This is a genomic window from Chimaeribacter californicus (assembly GCF_002858675.1).
In the GTDB taxonomy this organism is placed as follows: Bacteria; Pseudomonadota; Gammaproteobacteria; order Enterobacterales; family Enterobacteriaceae; genus Chimaeribacter; species Chimaeribacter californicus.
This window is the reverse complement of the sequence record NZ_PJZF01000024.1, coordinates 51,159-72,750: the sequence shown is the minus strand read 5'-3', so window position 1 is coordinate 72,750 and position 21,592 is coordinate 51,159. Positions and strand designations below refer to the sequence as shown.

General features: G+C 62.5%; 14 protein-coding genes. 3 read left to right on the top strand and 11 right to left on the bottom strand.

Going from position 1 to position 21,592, the window contains the following annotated elements; translation table 11 throughout:
• Positions 1 to 649: 649 nt before the first annotated feature.
• From CYR55_RS20355 to CYR55_RS20320, 9 genes are all read right to left on the bottom strand, one after another.
• Positions 650 to 886 (bottom strand): hypothetical protein, encoded by a 237-nt coding sequence (locus CYR55_RS20355; RefSeq protein WP_101818171.1) that lies wholly within the window; start codon positions 884 to 886, stop codon positions 650 to 652.
• Positions 887 to 928: 42 nt separating this feature from the next.
• The gene (locus CYR55_RS23400; RefSeq protein WP_146001012.1) at positions 929 to 1,225 is read right to left on the bottom strand and encodes a hypothetical protein; all 297 of its coding nucleotides are present in this window, start codon (positions 1,223 to 1,225) and stop codon (positions 929 to 931) included.
• Between the two features lie 600 nt (positions 1,226 to 1,825).
• Positions 1,826 to 3,241 (bottom strand): efflux transporter outer membrane subunit, encoded by a 1,416-nt coding sequence (locus tag CYR55_RS20350; protein ID WP_101818170.1) that lies wholly within the window; start codon positions 3,239 to 3,241, stop codon positions 1,826 to 1,828.
• A gap of 2 nt (positions 3,242 to 3,243) precedes the next feature.
• The gene (locus CYR55_RS20345) at positions 3,244 to 6,363 is read right to left on the bottom strand and encodes a multidrug efflux RND transporter permease subunit (RefSeq protein WP_101818177.1); all 3,120 of its coding nucleotides are present in this window, start codon (positions 6,361 to 6,363) and stop codon (positions 3,244 to 3,246) included.
• A 32-nt stretch (positions 6,364 to 6,395) separates the two neighbouring features.
• Positions 6,396 to 9,599: an efflux RND transporter permease subunit gene (locus CYR55_RS20340; protein ID WP_101818169.1), complete on the bottom strand. Its 3,204-nt coding sequence runs from the start codon at positions 9,597 to 9,599 to the stop codon at positions 6,396 to 6,398.
• Positions 9,596 to 10,879 (bottom strand): MdtA/MuxA family multidrug efflux RND transporter periplasmic adaptor subunit, encoded by a 1,284-nt coding sequence (locus CYR55_RS20335; RefSeq protein ID WP_101818168.1) that lies wholly within the window; start codon positions 10,877 to 10,879, stop codon positions 9,596 to 9,598. The genes CYR55_RS20340 and CYR55_RS20335 overlap by 4 nt, the downstream gene beginning before the upstream one ends.
• Positions 10,880 to 11,184: 305 nt before the next feature.
• Complete coding sequence (locus tag CYR55_RS20330) at positions 11,185 to 12,450, bottom strand: acid phosphatase (RefSeq protein ID WP_101818167.1); 1,266 nt, start codon at positions 12,448 to 12,450, stop codon at positions 11,185 to 11,187.
• Positions 12,451 to 12,540: 90 nt separating this feature from the next.
• Positions 12,541 to 13,488, bottom strand: a complete 948-nt coding sequence (locus tag CYR55_RS20325; RefSeq protein WP_241522197.1) for a magnesium and cobalt transport protein CorA — start codon at positions 13,486 to 13,488, stop codon at positions 12,541 to 12,543.
• 162 nt (positions 13,489 to 13,650) lie between these two features.
• Positions 13,651 to 15,426, bottom strand: coding sequence for a sensor domain-containing phosphodiesterase (locus tag CYR55_RS20320; protein ID WP_101818165.1), 1,776 nt, complete (start codon positions 15,424 to 15,426; stop codon positions 13,651 to 13,653).
• Positions 15,427 to 15,645: 219 nt separating this feature from the next.
• Here CYR55_RS20320 and CYR55_RS20315 point away from each other — a divergent pair, with 219 nt between their 5' ends.
• Entirely contained in the window at positions 15,646 to 16,251 is a 606-nt protein-coding gene (locus CYR55_RS20315; RefSeq protein ID WP_101818164.1) for a hypothetical protein, read from the top strand.
• Positions 16,252 to 16,255: 4 nt separating this feature from the next.
• Here the strand turns inward: CYR55_RS20315 and CYR55_RS20310 are convergent, their stop codons facing one another.
• Positions 16,256 to 16,702 carry a GNAT family N-acetyltransferase gene (locus tag CYR55_RS20310; RefSeq protein ID WP_101818163.1) on the bottom strand — a complete coding sequence of 149 codons (447 nt, stop codon included), beginning with the start codon at positions 16,700 to 16,702 and terminating at the stop codon, positions 16,256 to 16,258.
• Positions 16,703 to 16,851: 149 nt separating this feature from the next.
• Positions 16,852 to 19,146, bottom strand: coding sequence for an FdhF/YdeP family oxidoreductase (locus CYR55_RS20305; RefSeq protein WP_101818162.1), 2,295 nt, complete (start codon positions 19,144 to 19,146; stop codon positions 16,852 to 16,854).
• A 208-nt stretch (positions 19,147 to 19,354) separates the two neighbouring features.
• On the opposite strand from CYR55_RS20305, the gene CYR55_RS20300 reads away from it, so the two are divergent.
• Together CYR55_RS20300 and CYR55_RS20295 are read left to right on the top strand one after the other, a co-directional pair.
• Positions 19,355 to 20,488: a DUF1615 domain-containing protein gene (locus CYR55_RS20300; protein WP_101818161.1), complete on the top strand. Its 1,134-nt coding sequence runs from the start codon at positions 19,355 to 19,357 to the stop codon at positions 20,486 to 20,488.
• An 85-nt stretch (positions 20,489 to 20,573) separates the two neighbouring features.
• Positions 20,574 to 21,557 (top strand): NAD(P)H-quinone oxidoreductase, encoded by a 984-nt coding sequence (locus tag CYR55_RS20295; protein ID WP_101818160.1) that lies wholly within the window; start codon positions 20,574 to 20,576, stop codon positions 21,555 to 21,557.
• Positions 21,558 to 21,592 lie beyond the last annotated feature (35 nt).

Sequence of the window (21,592 nt, the reverse complement as noted above, 5' to 3'; positions counted from 1 at the left end):
TTGGGCCGCAGGCGGGGGCATGGTTTTCGTTATAGGTGTGTGCGGTGGATTGTTTCGGTTGTTCATGTGCGGTTGACTACCCGGTTTTCTGAGCCTCAACCGAGCAGGGCCTGCCGGCGCGCCGGCCCTGCACCCGCAGGCATTAAGTACACGGTACGGCTTTTTAATAGAGCAGTGGCATGTTTCGGTTGTTCATGTGTAATTACCTACCCAACCCTCATTGCCTCAACCGAGCAGGGCGCGCCGGTGCGCTCGCCCTGCACCTGCGCACTTTCGGTGCCCCGGCAGAATTATTGCCCGCGCTGCGGGTGCCCTCCTTCGGCCTCCGGGCTAATCGGGCCGGGCCAGACACGCTCCCGGCGTGGCTGTCCCTCTCGCGGGCGTCCTGCCCGCTCACCCGGCCCTGCGTCCTCGTCGGCAATAATTTAATGCCCCCACCGCTTCTGCAAATCATTGGGTATGTAAGGAAAGAGTAGACGGGGGAATTTTTGGCATCCCTGTGTGCTCACCCGGCCCTGCGTCCTCGTCGGCAATAATTTTAATGCCCCACCACTTCTGCAAATTCGTGGGTATGTAAGGAAATGGTAGCTGGGGGATTTATGGGCGTTCTGCATGATTGGCTGGCCCTGCGGCTTCATTTGGTAATGATTTAAAGCGGCCATAGTAATTCATCCGAGATACGGGCAATGGCTTCAATGCTGATGGAGCACTCTTCATCAGAGGCAAGCGTTGTGGTCATAAAACGAAACATCTGGTTAGCGTTGTCAGTAAACTGGATGCGGTAAATCTGTTTATAAATAGGCTGGGAAAGATAGATATCATCAAAAAGATGGGGATCGTTTGATAACCCTATCCGGCCAGCGCGCTCAACTTCTCTTTTAATCAAATCCTCCGCCTGTTTCTTAGTTATCTCTCCGGAAACCAGTAATTAAGTTTTGGTTTTTTCGAAGATGATGCTTTCACTTTTAATACCAAACTTTGCCAGCAAATTTGCCGTTATTTGTGTTGGCCAACTATTGATATCTGAGCAGTCAGGGCCTGCGGCACTTACAACCCCAGAGAACAGAAGAGTGCAGAGCATGGTTATTCGACACGTAAATAAGGATCGTTTCTTGCGCAGGTTAATTGACCTGCCCGGCACTACTCTCTTTCTCTTTATATTAATCCTTTCCGTTCCGATTCCCGGTAAATTATTCCCCAGCCAAAAACAGTTCGGCAGCATCATATTTCATTCCTTTTAATAAAAAAGAAAGTAACGATACGCCTGTCAATAAACAGATGACTATATCAAGGTAGTTAAACATGACTTTACTAAAGCTAAATAAAAATTTTGGGTAATGGAATTCCAAAAAATCCTCCCCTATTCTTTCCTTACATACCAAAAGATTTGCAGAAGGGGTGGGGGCGTAAAAATCATTGCCGAATGGAGACGCAGGGCTGGGAGAACGGGCAGGGATGCCATAAATCCCCCACCTACCATTTCCTTACATACCCACAAATTTGCAGAAGCGGTGGGGGCGTAAAAATCATTGCCGAATGGAGCTGCAGGGCCGGGCGAACGGGCAGGGATGCCCGTGAGAGCCGCAGCCACGCCGGGAGCGTGTCTGCGGCGGCCCGATTAGCCCGGAGGCGGAGTGAGGGAACCCGCAGCGCGGGCAATGATTCAGCCGGGACACCGAAAATGCGCGGGTGCAGGGCGAGCGCATCGGCGCGCCCTGCTCGGTTGAGGCAATGAAGGCCGGGTAGACAACCGCACATGAGCAACCGAAACATGCCACCCTGCCAACAATCGAAACCAAAAGGCTCCTCAGTCTGCAAGACAGGATCACTCCCCGCCCTGCGCCGCAGGCGCACTAAACCCACCCCCCAACGCCACAATCAACTTCACACTCGTCATCCGCTGGTCCGCCAGCAGCGACAGCAGGCTCTGCTGCTGCGTCAGGCTCGTCGCTTCGGTCGTGGCAACGTCAAGGTAGTCGATCATCCCGGCCTGATACTGGTTATAGGTCACACGGGCGGACTCGCCGGCCGACTCTGCGGCGGCGCGCTGCGCGGCGATCTCACTCTCCAGCGTGTGCAGCTCTACCAGGTAGTTTTCCACCTCTTCAAAGGCGCTCAGCACACTCTGGCGGTAGGCGGCGACGCTGGCGTCATAACTGGCTTTCGCCTGCTCGACGCTGGCGCGCGTGGCACCAAAGTCCAGCAGCGTGCCGCTCAGCTCAGGGCCGAGTGACCAGACGCGGTTCGGCGCGGAAATCAGCTTATGCAGCGTCGAACTGCTGTAGCCGCCGCTGGCGCTCAGCGTCAGGTCGGGGTAATACCCGGCGATCGCCACGCCCACCGCCGCATTGGCGGCCGCCATATTGCGCTCGGCGTAGGCGATGTCCGGGCGGCGCTCCAGCAGCTGCGAGGGCAGGGCAGCCGGCACCGGCGGCAGGGTGGCGTCTAATTTCGCGACGGCCAGGGTGAAATCAGCCGGTGGGCGGCCCATTAACACCGCAATCGCGTGCTCCAGCTGGGCGCGCTGCCACTGGAGATCCAGCGACGAGGCGCGGGCGCTCTCCAGCTGGGTCTGCGCCTGTGCCAGCGTCGCGCGGGACTCACTGCCGGCGCGGTACTTGTTCTCAATGACCGTCAGATAACGCTGGTACGCCTCCACGCTCTGCTGATACAGCGCGATCTGCTGGTCCATGATGCGGATCTGGAAATAGTCCTGCGCCAGCGTTGACTGGGCGCTGAGGGTGATGTTCGCCAGCTCGGCGGCGCTGGCCTGCGCGCTGGCGCGGTCATCTTCCAGCTGGCGGCGCAATTTGCCCCACAGATCCAGCTCCCAGCTGGCGCTGACCTGCGCCTGATGGCTGTTATTGATGCCGGCGCCGTTAGTGGACGAAGCCGCGCCGGTGGCGCTGCGGCTGCTGCTTACCGTGCCGCTCACCGTGGGGAAGAAATCAGCGCGCGCCCCGGCCACCAGCGCCTGCGCCTGCCGGTATTGCGCCTCGTACTGCGCCACGTTTTGGTTGGAGATCTGCACCTGCGCCAGCAGGCTCGAGAGCACCGGGTCGTGATAGACCGCCCACCAGTCGCCTTTGGCGGCCGCGTCCTGCGGCGTGGCCTGCGTCCAGCCTTTCGCCTCTTTAAACTGCGCGGTCATCGGCGCGGAGGGGCGCTGGTAGTCGGGGCCGACGGTGCAGCCGGCCAGCAGCAGCGTCAGCAGCGCCGGGATAAACGGGGAAGTTTTCATGCTCATTCAGGGTGTCCAGTTGTTGCCGGGCGGTGGCGCAGGCGCTGCCACAGCCGTTTGGTACGGGCGCTCAGGCGGTCCATATAAAGGTAAACCACCGGCGTGGTAAACAGGGTCAGCAGCTGGCTCAGCGCCAGCCCACCGGCAATGGCCAGCCCCAGCGGGCTGCGCAGGTCGGCATCGCCGCCGCTGCCGAGCGCCAGCGGCAGTGCGCCGAAGAAGGCGGCCAGCGTGGTCATCACGATCGGGCGAAAGCGCATCAGGCAGGCCTGCACAATTGCCTGTTCCGGCGTCAGGCCGCGATCGCGCTCTGCCGCCAGTGCGAAGTCGATCATCATGATGGCGTTTTTCTTCACGATGCCGATCAACAGCAGAATGCCGATCAGCGCAATCACCGTGAGCTGCGTACCGGTCACCAGCATCAGCAGCAGCGCGCCGACCCCGGCGGAGGGCAGGGTGGAGAGAATCGTCAGCGGGTGGATGTAACTCTCATACAGCATCCCGAGCACGATATAGACCGCCGCCAGCGCCGCCAGAATCAGCCACGGCATACTGGCCGTCAGGTCACTAAAGGCTTTCGCCGTGCCCTGGAACCCGGCCTGGATGGTGTCCGGCAGGCCGATTTTCGCCATCGCCTCATCAATCACCTGCTGCGCCTGCTCCAGCGACACGCCGTCCGCCAGGTTAAACGCCACGGTGCTGGTGGCAGACTGCCCCTGGTGCGCCACCGACAGCGGCGCGTTGGCCCCGCTCAGCCGGGTAAAGGCGGAGAGCGGCACCTGCGCGCCCTGATCGTTCACCACATACAGCGAATGCAGAACCGCCGGGTCACCGGTAAAGTCGGCGTTGAGGTTCATCACCACATGGTACTGGTTCAGCGTTTTGTAGATAGTCGCCACCTGCCGCTGGCTGAAGGCGTTATTCAGCATCGTATCCAGCGTGCTGACATCCACCCCCAGCCGGGTCGCGGCGTCGCGGTCGATGGTCAGCATCACCTCCTGCCCGCCGGTTTGTGAATCGCTGTCCACGCTGGTGAGCTGCGGCAGCGCCTCCAGCGCCTTTTTCACCTTCGGCGTCCAGACCCGCAGGGTGTCCAGCGAGTCGGCCTGCAAACTGAACTGGTATGAGGCGTTGGCGCTGCGGCCGCCGATGCGCAGATCCTGCGCAGGCATCAGGAAGAGTTGCAGCCCCGGCTGGCTCATGCCCTTCATGGTCAGCCGGTTGGCGACCTCAGCGGCGGTGGCGTCACGTTTGTCGAAATCTTTCAGGTGCACAAAGAAGTTGGCGCTGTTGCGTGAGCCGAACGCGCCGCTGCCCATGGAGGACATCACGCCGTCCACCGCCGGGTCAGCCTGGATCATCTTCGAGAACTCCTCCATTTTCGGCTTCATCGCCTGGAAGGAGGTGCTCTGGTCCGCGCGCAGCATCCCCATCAGCAGCCCGGTATCCTGGTTCGGGAAGAAGCCTTTCTGCACCACGCTGTAGAGGAACACGTTCAGCATAATGGTCAGCAGCAGGCTGAACAGCGTCAGCCGCTGATGGCGCATTACCCAGGTCAGCGCCCGGCTGTAGACTGCCAGCAGGCCGTTGAGGCCGCGCTCAATCGCCAGGTAGAGCGGGTGCGGGCGCTTTGTCACCGGCGGTTTGCGCCGCAGCAGGCGGGAGCAGAGCATCGGCGTCAGGCTCAGCGACACCAGCATCGAGATCACCAGCGACACGGTAAGCGTCACGGCGAACTCGCGGAACAGCCGCCCGACGATGCTGCCCATCAGCAGAATCGGCAGGAACACCGCCACCAGCGACAGCGTCATCGACAGCACGGTAAAGCTCACCTCCTGCGCCCCTTTCAGCGCGGCGCGCACCGGCCCCAGCCCCTCTTCGATGTAACGGGTGATGTTCTCCAGCACCACGATGGCGTCATCCACCACAAAGCCGGTGGCGATGATCAGCGCCATCAGCGACAGGTTGTCCAGGCTGTAGCCGAGCAGGTACATCACCGCGCAGGTGCCGATCAGCGAAACCGGCAGCGCCAGCGCCGGGATCACCACCGCCTTGACGTTACGCAGGAACACAAACACCACCGCGATCACCAGCAGCACCGCAATCAGCAGCGTCTCTTCGGTGTCACGCAGCGAGGCGCGGATGTTGGGCGAGCGGTCCACCACAATCTGCAACCCGACGTCGCCCGGCAGCGTCTCGCGCAATGCCGGGATCTGCGCCTTGATGGCGTCGATGGTCTCCAGCATATTGGCCCCGGCGGAGCGGGTCACGCCCAGCATCACCGAGCGCGACTGGTTGTAGTAACCGACGTTGTAGTTGTCTTCCACCGCGTCATACACCGTGGCCACATCGCCGAGGCGCACCGCTTTGCCGTCCTGATAGCGGATAATCAGCGAACGGTAGGCTTTCGCCTTGTCGAGCTGGCCGTTGCTGTCCACTACCCAGGATTGCGCGCTGCCCTGCAAAATGCCTTTCGGCTGGTTGCTGGTGGCGTTGGCGACCGCACTGCGCACCGTGTCCAGCGACAGGCCGTAGTGCGTCAGTTGCTGGGGTTTGAGGTCGATGCGCACCGCTGGCAGCGCACTGCCGAGCAGCGACACCTCACCGACCCCCTGCACCTGCGCCACTTTCTGCTTAATCTGGCTGGAGGCGAGGTCATACAGCTCGCCGCTGGTACGGGTGGCGGAGGTGAGCGCCAGCATCACCACCGGTGCATCAGCCGGGTTGGCTTTGCGGTAGGTCGGCAGCGACGGCATGCTGCTCGGCAGCAGGCTGCGGGCGGCGTTGATTGCCCCCTGCACATCCCGCGCCGCGCCGTTGATGTCCCGGTCCAGTTCAAATTGCAGGATCACGTTGGTGGAGCCTTGCGAACTGCTGGAGGTCATCTCGGTGATGCCGGCAATCTGCCCCAGCGCCCGCTCCAGCGGCGTGGCAACGGTGGCCGCCATGGTCTCCGGGCTGGCACCCGGCAGGCTGGCGCTCACCATAATGGTGGGGAAATCGACCTGCGGCAGCGGGGCCACCGGCAGCAGCCGGTAGCCGAGCGCACCCAGCAGCAGGATCGCCAGCGTCAGCAGCAGTGTCGCCACCGGGCGGAAGATAAACAGCCGCGAAATGTTCAGCGGCCGCGCCCGGCGCGGTTCACGCGGTTCGCTCATCGTGCCCCCTGCGGGCCTTTACGCCGCCAGAATGCCCGGCCACGGATCGCCAGCCGGTCAAAATAGAGATAGATCACAGGCGTAGAGAACAGCGTCAGCACCTGGCTGAAGATAAGCCCGCCAACAATCACCAGCCCCAGCGGCTGGCGCAGTTCCGCGCCGGAGCCGTGCGCCAGCATCAGCGGCAGTGCGCCGAGCAGGGCGGCCATGGTGGTCATCAGGATCGGCCTAAACCGCAGCAGACACGCCTGGTGGATCGCCTCACGCGGTGACAGGTGCTGCTTCTGCTCCGCCTCCAGCGCGAAGTCGATCATCATGATGGCGTTCTTTTTCACAATCCCGATCAGCAAAATCACGCCAATCAGCGCAATCAGGCTGAACTCCGTGTCCGCCAGCAGCAGCGTCAGCAGCGCGCCGACCGCCGCCGAGGGCAGGGTGGAGAGGATGGTCACCGGGTGGATAAAGCTCTCATACAGGATGCCGAGCACCACATACATGGTCAGCAGCGCTGCCAGAATCAGCCACAGCGTGTTGCCGGTGGCGCTCTGGAAGGCCGCACTTTCCCCCTGATAACGCAGGCTAATGCCGGACGGCATCTTAAGCTGCGCACTTATCTCTGCGATCGCCTGCTGCGCCTGCTCCAGCGAGGTGCCGTCATTCAGGTTAAAGGAGAGCGTCACCGCCGCGAACTGGTTCAGCCGCGCATGCACCAGCGCGCCGGTGCGTTGGTGGATGGTGGCAATCGACGTGAGTTTCACCATGCCGTTGGTGGCGCTGGTGCTGCTGCTCGTGCTACTGCTCGTGCTGCTGGTGGAACTGCTGTCTGTGGTGGTCGTACTGTCACTGGTACTGCTGCTGTCGCTGCTGCTGTTATTGGTCGCCAGGTAGATATCATCAAACGACGCAGGCGACTGCTGGAAGCGCGGCGCCACCTCCAGCACCACGCGGTACTGGTTTGACTGGGTAAAGATGGTGGAGACCAGCCGCTGGCCGAAGGCGTTATACAGCGCGGTATCGACGTCAGCGGCGGTGATGCCGTAGCGCGCCGCTGCGTCGCGGTTCAGCTCCACATAGGCCACCTGGCCCTGATCCTGCAGGTTGCTGGTCACGTCACGGAACGCCGGGTTGGCCGACATCGCCGCCGTGAGTTTCGGCGTCCAGGTGGCGAGGTCTTCGCTGTCGGCATCGTCCAGCGTGAACTGGTACTGGCTCGGCGTGACCTGATCGTTCACCGTGAGATCCTGCGCCGATTGCAGATAGAGCTGGATGCCCGGCACCTGCGCCACCGCCTGTTTCAGTTCGGCGATCACCGCATCGGCACGCTCATCGCGCTCATCGAACGGCTTCAGGTTAATCTGCATCCGCCCGCTGTTGAGGCTGGTGTTGGTGCCGTCAATGCCGAGCGTGGAAGAGAGGCTCTCCACCGCCGGGTTTTTCAGGATAATGTCAGCCAGCGCCTGCTGGCGGCGGCTCATCTCCTTGAACGACACATCCTGCGAGGCCACGGTAATGCCCTGGATAAGCCCGGTATCCTGCGACGGGAAGAAGCCCTTCGGCACCACCAGGTAGAGCAGGGCGGTGAGCGCCACCGTCGCCAGCGCCACCAGCAGCGTCAGCCGCTGGTGGTTCAGCACCACCGTCAGCAGGCGGTCGTAGCCGGCGATCAGCCGGTCAAACACCTCGCCGCCCTTGCGGGAAAAGCGGCTCTGCTGTTCTTCCGGGATATGGCGCAACAGGTAGGCGCAGAGCATCGGCGTCAGCGTCAGGGATATCACCATCGACACCAGAATCGACACTGCCAGCGTAATGGCGAACTCGCGGAACAGCCGCCCGACCACATCCCCCATAAACAACAGTGGGATCAGTACCGCAATCAGCGAGAAGGTCAGCGAGATAATGGTAAAACCAATCTGCTTCGAGCCGTTGAGCGCCGCCTGCATCGGCGTTTCGCCCTGTTCCAGCCGCCGCGAGATGTTCTCCACCACCACGATGGCGTCATCGATCACAAAGCCGGTGGCCACGGTCAGCGCCATCAGCGACAGGTTATTGACGCTGAACCCGGCGAGGTACATCACGCCGAAGGTTCCCACCAGCGACAGCGGCACCGCGATGCTGGGAATAAGCGTCGCGGCGATGTTGCGCAGGAACAGGAAGGTCACCATCACCACCAGCGCAATCGACAGCACCAGTTCGAACTGCACGTCACTGATGGAGGCGCGGATGGTCTGGGTGCGGTCAGAGAGCACCGATACGGTAACGCCGTCCGGCAGCGCGGCCTGCAGCGTCGGCAGCTGCTTTTTAATCGCGTCCACCACTGCAATCACGTTGGCGCCCGGCTGGCGCTGCACGCTGATGACAATCGCCGGCTGGCGGTTGGCCCAGGCGGACTGGTAGCTGTTCTCTTCCGCCTCGGTGATGGTGGCGAGGTCACGCAGCCGCAGCGCCGCGCCGTCCTGATAGGTCAGGATCAGGTTGCCGTACTCGTCGGCAGTGCGCAGCTGGTCATTGGCGTCAATGGTGATGGAGTGGAACTTGCCGTCAAAGCCGCCTTTGGAGCCGTTAACGTTACTGTTGCCGATCAGCGTGTTGACGTCTTCCAGCGTCAGGTTATGCGCCGCCAGCGCCTGCGGGTTCATCTGCACGCGGATCGCCGGCTGGTGGCCGCCCGCCAGCGTCACCATGCCGACGCCGGAAATTTGTGAGAGCTTCAGCGCAATCCGGGTATTCACCAGATCCTGCACTTTAATCAGCGGCAGCGAAGACGAGGTGGCCGCCAGCGTGATCACTGCGCTGTCCGCCGGGTTAACCTTTTTATAGGTCGGCGGGTTGGGCAAGTCGCTGGGCAGCAGGCTGTCGGCGGCGTTGATCGCGGCCTGCACCTCCTGTTCCGCCACATCCAGCGAGAGGTCCAGGCTGAATTTCAGCGTGATGATGGACGCGCCGCCGGAGCTGGTGGAGTACATCTGGCTCAGCCCTGCCATCTGGCCGAGCTGGCGCTCCAGCGGGGCCGTGACGGCAGAGGCCATCACGTCCGGGCTGGCACCGGGGTAGAGAGTGGTCACCTGGATGGTCGGGTAGTCCACCTGCGGCAGCGCCGAGGTGGAGAGCATCCGGTAAGCGAACAGGCCGGAAAGCAGGATCGCCACCATCAGCAGAATGGTCGCGACCGGCCGCTGGATAAACAGGCGGGACGGGTTCATCGCGCGGCGTTCCCGTCAGTGGCCAGTGCCTTCTTATCGGTCGCCGTTGCCGGCCGGCCGCCGGCCGCCGGGGTGGCACCGGTGGTGGCGGCCTGCGCCGTAACGACCCGTACTTTCGCGCCATCCTGCAGGCGGTCAATGCCGGTGGTGACCACGCGGTCACCCGCCGCCACGCCGGAGAGGATCGCCTGCCAGGTGTTGCCGAACGCCGGGCCGCTCTTCACCGTTTTGCGGGTCACGGTGTTGTCTTTATTCACCAGATAGACGAAATCGCCGTCGCTGCTGAGCTGCAACGCCTGCGCCGGGATCACCACCGCGCCTTTCAGCGTGTTGGTTTGCAGGCGGATATTCACGAACTGGTTCGGGTAGAGCTGCTCATCCTGGTTGTCGAACAGCGCCTTAAGCTTGATGCTGCCGGTGGTGGTGTCGATCTCATTGCTGATAAAGCTCAGTTTTCCCTGTGCCAGCACGCTGCTGCCGTCCTGATCGATGGCAGTGGCGGGCAGGGTCTCGCCCCGGTGCAGCGGCTTCAGCACGGTTTGCAGGCTGGCCTGCGGCACGCTGAAGGTGGCGGCGATAGGCTGGGTCTGGGTCAGGGTCACGATGCCGGTGGTGTCACTGCTGTGCACCATGTTGCCCGGGTCGACCAGCCGCAGGCCGACGCGGCCGCTCACCGGCGCGGTGATGCGCGTGTACTCCAGGTTCAGTTTCGCCGCCTCAATCTGCGCCTGATCGGCCTTGATGGTGCCGAGGTACTGGCCGACGGTGGCGGTCTGGGTCTCCAGATCCTGCCGGGAGAGCGAGTCCTGCGCGTAGAGCGTTTTATAACGGGCGAGGGTCAGTTGCGCGCTTTTCAGCAGTGCCTGATTCTCCGCCAGCGCGCCCTGGTACTGCGCCAGCGTGGCCTGGTAGCTGCGCGGGTCGATCTGCGCCAGCAACTGCCCGGCCTCCACCTGCTGCCCTTCGGTGAAATAGACTTTCATCAACTGGCCATCGACCCGGCTGGTCACGGTGACGCTGGCATTCGGCACCACGGTGCCGAGCGCCGACAGGTAAACCGGCACATCGGCCTGTTTCGCCACGCCCGCCTGCACCGGCGTTGCCATCCCGCCGCCCATCATACCGGGGCCGCCCATGCCGCCGCCCATGCCGCCAGCCATCCCGCCGGGGGCCGGTGACTGGCGGGAAAAGTAGAGCCAGCCACCGGCAATCAGCGCGATGACCAGCAGGAGAAGAAGAAAGTTACGCCGGGAAAACGGGGAGTGTGCGTGGGATTTCATGCCGGTGCCGAATCGTCCTGTAAAAAAGAAAAGCATTATGCCAAGGGCCGGGGGGGCGGTTATAGGCCGCATTCCGTAAGCATTGCGTAAAATTCTGTGGCTAACAGATTAGCACGCTTTGTGGGTCTGACCCGGAAAAGCCGGGTGCAGCTTCGTGAAAACGCACAAAGAAGCAGCGTGCGACGCGGGGTTTTAGCAGAAAACGCGGTGCGCGCGCCATCAGAGAAGCACGCGAATTATCGTTTTTTCATGAAGTATGGCGAAAATGTCGCCAGACCGGGGCGGCCGGTCTGGCGGGGACGGGGTTATTTGGCGGCCAGCACCGCGTCGTGCAGGTTGAGGCGCTGCCAGAAGTTCTGCTCGCCTGCGCCGCCGGAGAGCGGGTAACCGTCCGCCAGGGCGGTATGGCGCATCAGGTCACGGCGCGCGGTGGCACCGAGCTGCGGCAACGGCGCTTCCAGCAGCACCTCCGCCCCGGCCGGCACCTTCAGCGGCGTGGCGGCAGCGGGGGCTTTCGGCAAATCGTAGGTCATGGTGAAGCGGTAGAAACTGCGCATCGCCGGGGCGGCGTAGGGGTCATCCTGCCCCTGGGGGGCCGCACACTGCGCCAGGCGCATGCCGCACTCTTTTTCCAGCGCGCCGCGCAACTCGGTTTTCGCCTGCTCAAACAGCGTGCGGTAGGCCGGGTCATTCAGGTAGTGGGCGACATTGCGCTCCGCCACCATGCGTGAGCCCATCACATCCAGCGGGTAGTGCACGCCCAGCACCACGCGCGAGAAGCCGTAGCGCGCGCCGCGATCCAGCAGCGGCACAAAACGCTCCGGGATCATCTCCGCCATCAGCAGCGCATCGGTGTAGCCGGTGTTGGTGTGGCCGCTGGGGAACGCGCCGCCGTCCGCGGTGTAGGGATGGCCGTCCGCGATCACCACCTCATCCGGCACCAGATGGATGTGGTTGCCGGTTTGCAGGAACGGGCGCGCATAGTTGAAATGTTTTTTCGCCGTGCCGGTGCTGACTTCGCTCGCCTTGATCAGCGCCGCCGCTTTGCCCAGTTCACCCTTGTCATAGGCAGTCAGGAACGCCTGGCCGAGCCGTGGCCCCATCGCGTCCGCCAGGAAGTAGAGATAGCTGATGCCCTCGGCATCGGCCAGCGCCTGATGGCGTTCGCCCTGGGTGGCGTCACGGTTGATGGCGGTGACGGTCTCCAGGCTCTGCGCCTTGACGGCGGCCGGCAGGGCGTTGAACGGTTCCAGCAGCGCAATCCCCGCCTGCTGGTTGGTTTTCGTATTGAAGTCATAGCCGCTGGCCTTAAGCCAGGCGGTGTCTGCCTGTTGGTGCTGCCTGGCCTGCTCCAGCTGCTCGCGGGTCAGTGTCGGGGCCGTGCCTTGGATGGCGTGCTGCAAATCGGCCAGCATGGTGGCCTCCAGCGACACAAACGCCGGGGAATCCGCCGCCGGGGTGGTGCGGTCAACAATCGGGGTAAGCCGGGTGACATCCGGGGCGGCCTCCGCGGCCTGCACACCCATCGCGGCCAGCAGCGCGCCGGCCATCAACGTGCGGGAAAAGCGCATGATTTAAGTCCTTGTTAAGTTTACCTTGCCGCCAGCAGGGTAAACCGCCCGGATGACATTTTTATGTCAGTTCCCACCCGGAATTATCGCCTACAGCCACCCGGCGCGCCGCAGTTTCAGGTAGAGCCACAGGCAGCCGGCCACGGTAATGCCGATGGTCAGCGGGTAGCCCCAGCTGGTGTCCAGTTCCGGCATGTCTTTGAAGTTCATACCGTAGAGGCTGAACACCACCGTGGGCAGCGCGAGGATGGCACCCCAGCCCGCCAGCCGCTGCACCACCTCGTTCTGGTGCACCGACACCAGCGCCAGGTTGACGTGGGTGGCGTTGGTCAGCATTTCGCGCATGTCATCGGTCAGCATGATCACCTGGTGCGCGTGGTCCTGCACGTCTCGCATATAGTCACGCAACTGCTTGGGCAGCACGCCGTCGTGGTGCAGCAGCTGGCCGCAGATGTCCTGCATCGGTACCGCCGCATTGCGTAAGGAGAGCAGGTGGCGGCGCAGGTGGTAAACCTGCCGCACTGCTTTCTGGTCAAACTCAGTTTTGAACATGCGCGACTCAATCTCCTCGAACTGAGTAGAAAACTCGCCGACGATGCTGAGGTAGTTGTCCACGATGAAATCGAGCACGCAGTAGAGCGCGTAACCGGGGCCGCGCGCCAGCTGCTCGGGGCACTGTTCGGCGTGCTCGCGCACCTGGGCATAGCTGGAAGAGGCGCCGTGGCGCACGGTGATCAGGAAATTTTTGCCGTAAAAGAGGTGGGTTTCGCCATATTCAATGCGGTCGCGGACCTTCTGGGCGGTATGCGCCACGATAAAAAAGGTATCGCCATACTGCTCGATTTTCGGCCGCTGATGGGCGGTGAGGGCATCCTCAATCGCCAGGTCGTGCAGGTTAAATTCCTGCTGGATGTGGCGCAGGTAATCGTTGTCCGGCTGCCACAGCCCGAGCCAGATAAAGGTGTCCGGCGCGGCCAGCATCTCGCTGATGTTCTCAGAAGTGACTTCGCCCACCGCTTTGCCGTTGCGGTAAGCCATGCTTTTTACCCTCTGTTCCGAAGGCTGTTGTTCATTTTTTGTGTGCATAACGTCCTGACACTGTTGGGAAATAGGGGATCCTCCCCACAGCGTAGCCTGAATTGCCGCACTTTGCGTGACGGCACCGTAAGCAGACGTGGCAAGCTGTATAGATTTGTTACATCACGCCTCGTGCATGGCGTCCGGCCCCAGCAGCGCGCTCAACGCCTCCGGCAGCATCGGCCGGGCGAGGTGGAACCCCTGCACCCGGTCACAGCCGGCGCGGTGCAGCCACGCCAGGGTCGCGGCATCTTCCACGCCTTCGGCCACCACCACATACTTCAGCATGTGCAGCATGCCGATGATCTGCTCTACGATGATCCGGCAGTCGGCGTCATATTGCAGCGGCCGGATCAATGACTGATCCAGCTTGATCACCTCAACCGGGATCTTTTTCAGGTAGGTGAGGTTACTGTGGCCGTTGCCGAAGTCGTCCAGCGCCAGCACAAACCCCGCCTCGCGCAGCCGCCGCAGACAGGCGAGCGCCGCCGGGCTGCCCAGGATCTTCTGCGTCTCCAGGCATTCGATCTCTAAATCAGCCGGGGTCAGCCCCTGCTCCTCAAGCTGTGCCAGCAGCCGGTCAACAAAGTCTGGCTCGGCAAAGTTACTCACCGCCACGTTGACCGCCACCGGCAACATAATGCCCTGGTTACGCCACTGGCGGAGCTGGCGGGTCGCCTGCGCGATCACCCATTGGGTCAGCGGGCGGATAAGCGTGGTATTCTCCGCCAGCGGCACAAACTGCGCGGGGGAGACGGCGCCGAAGACCGGGTGCTGCCAGCGCAGCAGCGCCTCGGCCCCCACCGCGTGGCCGCCTTTGACATCAAACTTCGGCTGGTACATCAGGTAGAGGCCGGTATCGCGGTCCAGGCACTCCACCAGATCGCTCAGCAGCCGGAACGCCCTTTTTTGCGTCTCGTCACTCTCCTGCCGGTAAGGCATCAGCGGCACATCCTGATCGATGGCGTCATGCAGCGCGCTCAACGCCTTGCGCAGCACCTGTTGCGGGGCCTCCACCGGCACGCCGAACCCGGTATAGCCGATGTGTATCTCCAGGCGGATCGGTACCGGCAGGCTCAGCTCGCCCGGCAGGGATTCGGCGCACTGCATCAGCGTCTGCAACACGCTTTCACTGCGCGCCTGCGGCACCCACAGCGCAAAACGGCCGGTGGCCACACAGTAAATTTTTTCCAGGCCGCAGAATGCCCGGTGCAGGGCATCGCCGATTTCACACAGCATCCGTTCCACCATCGGCATCCCCAGCGAGCGGCCCATCTCATAGGCGTAGGTGATGTCGATGCAGTCGATCAACACCAGCACACAGTCCGGCGGCCCGCCCTGGATTTCATGCAGGTCGGCAATCAGCCGCTGGCGGTTCGGCAGGCCGGTCACCGCATCCACCAGCCCCACGGCGCTGCGTGACTGCAACAGCGCCATCACCACCGCGGCCATCTCCTGCAAGGTGCGGCACTGTTCCGCCGTAAAGGTGCGCGGCTGGTAGTCAATCACACAGAGGCTGCCGATCGCCACGCCCTCATCGGTGGTCAGCGGCGCACCGGCATAAAAACGCAGCGGCTGCTCCGGTTGCCGGGCCAGCGGCAGGTGGCAGAACCGTTCATCCAGCCAGGTATCGGCACAGACCAGTACGCCGTTATGGTGCAGGGTGTGTTGGCAAAAGGCGTCGTCGCGGCTGGTTTCATCCAGCGGGAAGTTGGTTTTGGCCTTGATGCACTGTTTCTCATCCGTGATCAGGGTGACCAGGCAGGTGGGCATATCCAGCATTTTGCAGGTCAGCGCGGTGATTTTATTCAGGATCTCATCCTGGGAAGCATCAAGGATCTGAAGATCCTTTAATGCCCGTAAACGGGGTTGATCATCCTGGCGGAGGGGGCTGGACATGGTAGTTACCTTTGGTACGTGGCTGGCTATTACAGACTGTTCCGCAAAAAATACAAGAAGAAGCGGGAAATAAACCGAAAATGCGGGGAATAAGGCAAATTCCGTGGCGGAAATGCGGTGAATTTCTCTCTGTGCGTGGTGCTGCGCCGGGAAGCGGCTAAAAATGTGTTATACCTTTGAAAACCGCGCCGTCCGGCGTCGTTTCTGGGGAGGGGAGCCATGTATAAGATTGAGGTAACAAGCTACCGTGACACGGCTGAAGAGGAGATTGCCCACTTGCAGGCCGAACTGATGCCCGCGCAGGTGGGGATTGACGTCAGACACCCGCCGCAGTGGGGGCCGTTTGCCACCATTGAGCTGGCGGTGCCTGCGCTGGTGGTGATCGCCTTCGCCCAGACTTTTCTGGCGGCGCTGGTGGGCGAGCTGGCGAAAGACACCTATGAATGGCTTAAGCAGCGGCTCGGCCACTTTGGCCGCCAGGTGATCTCCCGTGAGCGGATCGAGCCGACGCTGTATGGCCGCCATGGCCCGATAACGCGGGAGAACCCCTACAGCCTGGCGCTGTCGCTGGAAGCGGAGGCCGGGCACGGCGCGCGTTTCCGTTTATACCTGCCGCGTTACGAGGCCGCGTTCGGCTATGAGGCAGCGATTGGCAGCTTTGTGGATTTCGTCCGGGATTACCACGCGGGCCGCGTCACGCTGGCGGATTTGGGGCTGGATGAGGAGGAGCCGCTTTACGGCAACCTGATCATGGTCTGTTACGATGAGCCGGCGCGTAAGCTGGTCTGGCTCGACCCGATCCCTCCGGGCGTGCGCCGCCCCTGACGCCTCAATAGCGTTTGCTCATATTGTGGCCGGTGACCTGGTAGCCGCAGGCCTCGTACAGCTGCCGGGCGCGCGGGTTATCGGCGGCCACCCGCAGCCGCACTTCGCTGATGCCCTCGTCGGCCAGCATCGCCTCCAGAGAGGCCAGCGCCTGCCGCCCGTGACCCGCACCGCGGAACGGCGGCAGCACCAGAAAATCCATGATAAACGCGTTGGTCTCATTGCGCTGGTACCAGAGGTAACCCACGCGTTCCCCCTGATGCTCAATCACCAGCAGCACCTGCCGTTCGGTCTCCACGCCCTGCGGCAGCACTGCGTGCAATGCCTGTTGCGCCTCTGACCGCGCCCGCAGCGCATCAAAACCGTAATTGGCACTGAGATCGTCAGCGTATTCCGCCAGAAACAGCTGCGCCCAGGGCGCAAACTCCGGCTCGGTCATTTTTCGTAGCATGAACCTGACTCCGTGAGAGAAAACCCTATTGTGGCGTGCCGCCGCGGCGGTTGTCGCGGGCTTTTTGTGAACCGCAGATGGGCGACCGGCAGAAAAAAGCCGCTCCGGGTGGGGGCGGCTGAGCAGAACCACTTCGGCTGCTATGCCGGTCAGGCGCAGTGTTCCAGCGCAATCGGCACGCTTTTGTACGCCGGGATGCCGCTTTCGTCGTCATAGCTGTTGAGCGGCACCAACACGTTGCCTTCCGGGTAGTAAGTGGCGACCGAGCCGGAGGCCATGTCGTGCACCACCACCGTCAGGCTCTCCATGCGGCGGTCGGTGGGGGTGCCGTCCGGGGCCAGCGCTACCACGTTTACTTTGTCACCCACCCGCAGGCGGCGGCTTTCCGCTTCATCCGCACTAATGAACAGCACGTCGCGGCGGCCGGTCACGCCGCGGTAGCGGTCGTTCATGCCGTACAGCGTGGTGTTGTACTGATCGTGGCTGCGCAGCGTGGTCAGCACCAGATCGTGCCCCTGGGCGGAGCGCGGATCTTCGTTAATCCCTTGCATCACAATGAACTGGGCCTTGCCGCTCGGCGTGTTCCATTTGCGCTCCGAAGCGGCGTTATAGAGCCGGAAGCCGCCATGGTTCATGATGCGCTTGTTGAAATCCTGGAATGCCGGGAACACCGACTCAATCGCATCGCGGATGACGTGGTAATCCGAGACCATTTTATCCCACGGCACCACGGTGTTGGGCAGCGAGGCTTTCGCCAGCGCCGCCACCAGCGCCGGTTCCGATTTCAGGTGCGGCGAGGCGGGTTCCAGCGAGCCGCGCGAGGCGTGCACCATCGACATCGAATCCTCTACCGTCACCGACTGGTCGCCCGAGGCCTGGGTATCGCGCTCGGTGCGGCCGATCACCGGGAACAGGTAGGTGTGTTTCGCCACCGCCAGATGCGAGCGGTTAAGCTTGGTCGCCATATGCACCGCCAGATCCAGCTTGCGCATCCCCTCGAAACAGGTTTCCGGCTCCGGCATCGCCACCGGCAAATTGCCGCCGAGGCAGAACAGCGCTTTGGCTTTGCCCTCATGCATCGCGCGGATCGTCGCCACCGCGCCGTGGCCATGCCTGGTTGGCGGCGTGAAGCCGAAGGTGCGCTCAATGCCGTCCAGCAGAGCCTGCGTCGGGATCTCGGTGATGCCGACGGTGCGGTCACCTTGCACGTTGGAGTGGCCGCGCAGCGGGCAGATGCCGGCACCTTTTTTGCCGATGTTGCCGCGCATCAGCATCAGGTTGGCGAGCTGCTGCACATTCTTGGTGCCGTACTGGTGCTGGGTGATGCCCATGCCGTAACAGAGGATGGTGCGCTCCGCTTTGGCGTAGAGCCGGGCGATGTGCAGGATGTCTTTGTGGCTCAGGCCGGAGATGCGCTCAATGTCGGCCCACTCAGTTGACTCCAGATCGGCTTTCAGCTCCTCGAAGCCCAGCGTGTGGTCGGCGATAAACGCCTCGTCAATCACCCCAGGTTCGCCTTTGCTCAGCGCTTCGTTGTGCAGCGACAGCAGGGATTTCATGATGCCTTTGACCATCGCCGCGTCACCGCCGACCCGCACCTTGTAGTAGGTGGAGGAGAGGCGGGTTGAGCTGAGCGTCAGCATCTCCAGCGGGCTTTGCGGTGAGGTAAAGCGCTCCAGCCCGCGCTCCTGCAACGGGTTGAACGCCACAATGGTGCCGCCGCGCTTCGCCACTTCCCGCAGGGTGCCGAGCATCCGCGGGTGGTTGGTGCCGGGGTTATGGCCGACGCACAGCACCAGATCGCAGTGGTCGAAATCCTCCAGTTCCACGGTGCCCTTGCCGACGCCGATGGAGACCGGCAACCCGACGCTGGTCGGCTCGTGGCACATGTTGGAGCAGTCCGGGAAGTTATTGGTGCCGTATTCACGCGCGAACAGCTGGTAGAGGAATGCCGCCTCATTCGAGGCGCGGCCGGAGGTGTAAAACTCCACGCTGTCCGGGTCGTCATAACCCTGCATCAGCGCGCCGATCTCCTTAAAGGCGGTTTCCCATTCGATGACCTGATAAGTATCGGTTTCGCGATCATATTTCATCGGATGGGTCAGGCGGCCTTCGTTTTCCAGATCAAAATCGTGGCGTTCCCAGAGTTCTTTCACCGGGTGCGCGGCGAAAAAGTCCGGCGTGGCACGTTTGCCGGTGGCCTCCCAGGAGACCGCTTTGGCACCGTTTTCACAAAATTCAAATGACGAGGTGTGCAGCGGGTCAGGCCAGGCGCAGCCGGGGCAGTCAAACCCCTGCGGCTGGTTCATCCTGAACAGCGCGATCACATCCTGTTTCACTGCCATCTGCCCGCGGATCGCATCCGCCACTGCTTTCAACGCGCCCCAGCCACCCGCTGAGCCGCCGTAAGGGGCAATCCCAATCGCTCCATTTTTCTCTTTCATGTTGTTGCTCTCACTCTTGCTTTCCAGAAACGATTAGGAAAATTGTAGTGCATGTTAAGAAAATCACCCAGCAGGGTGGAAAAGCAGGCGGAAATGATAAGCCGGCGGCATCAGTGGCCGGAGGGAGGCTGGTTCGCCCCACAGGGATTTGTTACGGTAGGCATAAAGGGACGCTTCACGCCCGCTTTACCAATAAAACAGGGAACTTATGGAACTGACCGCCTTTGCTGTGCCGCCTGTGCGTTTTTCTGCCCGCCCGCTGGCGCTGGTGGCGTTGCTGGCGCTGGCCGGCTGTACCAGCAAACCGAAAACCGAAACACCCGCTATGCGCCCGGCCGATGTGCGCGCCGAGGTGGTGAAACTGATGCCGCCGTCCGCCGCTGACCGGCAGGGCTGGGCTACCGACATCACCGCGGCCTTCGCCGCCCAGCAGCTCACCCCCAGTCGCAGCAACCTCTGCGCGGTGCTGGCGGTCACGGAGCAGGAGTCCAATTTCAAGGCGGATGCGCCGGTGCCGGGGCTGGGCAACATCGCCTGGAAAGAGATCGAACGCCGCGCCGGGGAGAAGCACATCCCGGCCTTTGTGGTGCGTACCGCGCTGCTGATCCCCTCTTCTGATGGGAAATCTTACAGCGCGCGGCTCGACAAGGTGCGCAATGAGAAAGAGCTGAGCGACATTTTTGATGACTTCATCGGCATGGTGCCGATGGGCCAGCGGCTGTTCGGCAACCTGAACCCGGTGCATACCGGCGGGCCGATGCAGGTGAGCATCGCCTTTGCCGAAGCCCACGCCAAAGGCTACCCCTATCCGGTCACCGGCACGATCCGCCAGGAGGTCTTCAGCCGCCGGGGCGGGATCTATTTCGGCACGCTGCACCTGCTCGGCTACCCTACGGACTACCCGCAGCCGCTCTACCGCTTCGCCGATTTCAACGCCGGGTGGTATGCCAGCCGTAACGCCGCCTTCCAGCAGGCGGTAAGCCAGATAAGCGGCCTCCCGCTGGCGCTGGACGGCGACCTGATCCGCTACCGCTATGACAGCGACACCCCCGGCACCACGGAACTGGCAGTGCGCACGCTGGGGAAAACGCTGGATCTGAGTGAGCGCGAAATCCGCCGCGCGCTGGAGCAGGGCGAAGAGGCGGGCTTTGGCGACACCGCGCTCTACCGCCGCGTCTATGCCCGTGCTGACAAGCTGGCCGGGAAGCCGGTGCCGCGCGCGGTGCTGCCGGGCATTACGCTGGAAAGCCCGAAAATTACCCGGAAGCTGACCACCGCCTGGTTTGCCAACCGGGTCAACGACCGTTACCAGCGCTGTATGGCAAAGGCCACATCCGGCTAATCGCCCGGCCGCAGAATCGCCTAAGCTGTAAAGACATGCACAAACCACGAGAGAACCTATGTCACAGGTAACATTGCCGGAAACCATGACCTTTATCGCCATCACCGAGCCGGGTGGGCCGGAGGTGCTGCAACCGCAGACCGCCCCGGTGCCGCAACCGGCGGAGGGTGAACTGCTGGTGAAGGTTCACGCGGCGGGGGTTAACCGCCCGGACGTGCTCCAGCGTGCCGGCCACTACCCGATGAAGCCGGGCATGGATCCGGTGCCGGGGCTGGAGATCGCCGGGGAAGTGGTCGCCGTGGGCAGCAATGTCAGCCGTTATAACGTGGGTGACCGCATCTGCGCGCTGACCAACGGCGGCGGCTACGCCGAATATTGCACCGTGCCCGCCACCCAGGCGCTGCCGGTACCGGAAGGGATGTCGATGGAGAGCGCCGCGGCGATCCCGGAGACCTTCTTTACCGTCTGGGCGAACGTGTTCGCCATGGGCAACGCCAAAAAAGGCGACAAAGTGCTGGTACACGGCGGCACCAGCGGCATCGGCACTACCACGCTGATGCTCTGCCGCGAGCGCGGCATTGAGGCGTTCGCCACCGCCGGCAGCGAAGAGAAATGCGCCGCCATCCGCGCGCTGGGCGCCACCGCCATTAACTACCGTGAGCAGGATTTTGCGGAGGCGATCGCGGAGCACACCGGTGGCAAAGGCGTAGACGTTGTCCTCGACATCATGGGCGGCCCCTATTTTGAGCGGAACATCGCCTCGCTGGCGCAGTTCGGGCGGCTGGTGATCATCGGCTTCCTCGGCTCCGCCGTGGCGAAAGAGATCAACGTGATGCCGATTCTGGCAAAACAGGCGATCGTCACCGGTTCGCTGCTGCGCTCGCGCACCGCCGCGCAGAAAGCGGAAATTGCTGATGCGCTGCACGAACAGGTGTGGCCTGCACTGGCCGCCGGCCGCTGCCTGCCGATGATCGACAAAGTCTACCCGCTGGCGCAGGTCGCCGACGCCCACCGCCGCATGGAAAACGGCGAGCATATCGGCAAGATCGTGCTGAAGGTGGCGGGGTAAGGTTTAGCATCTCGCCAGAGTTATCCACATTTTCT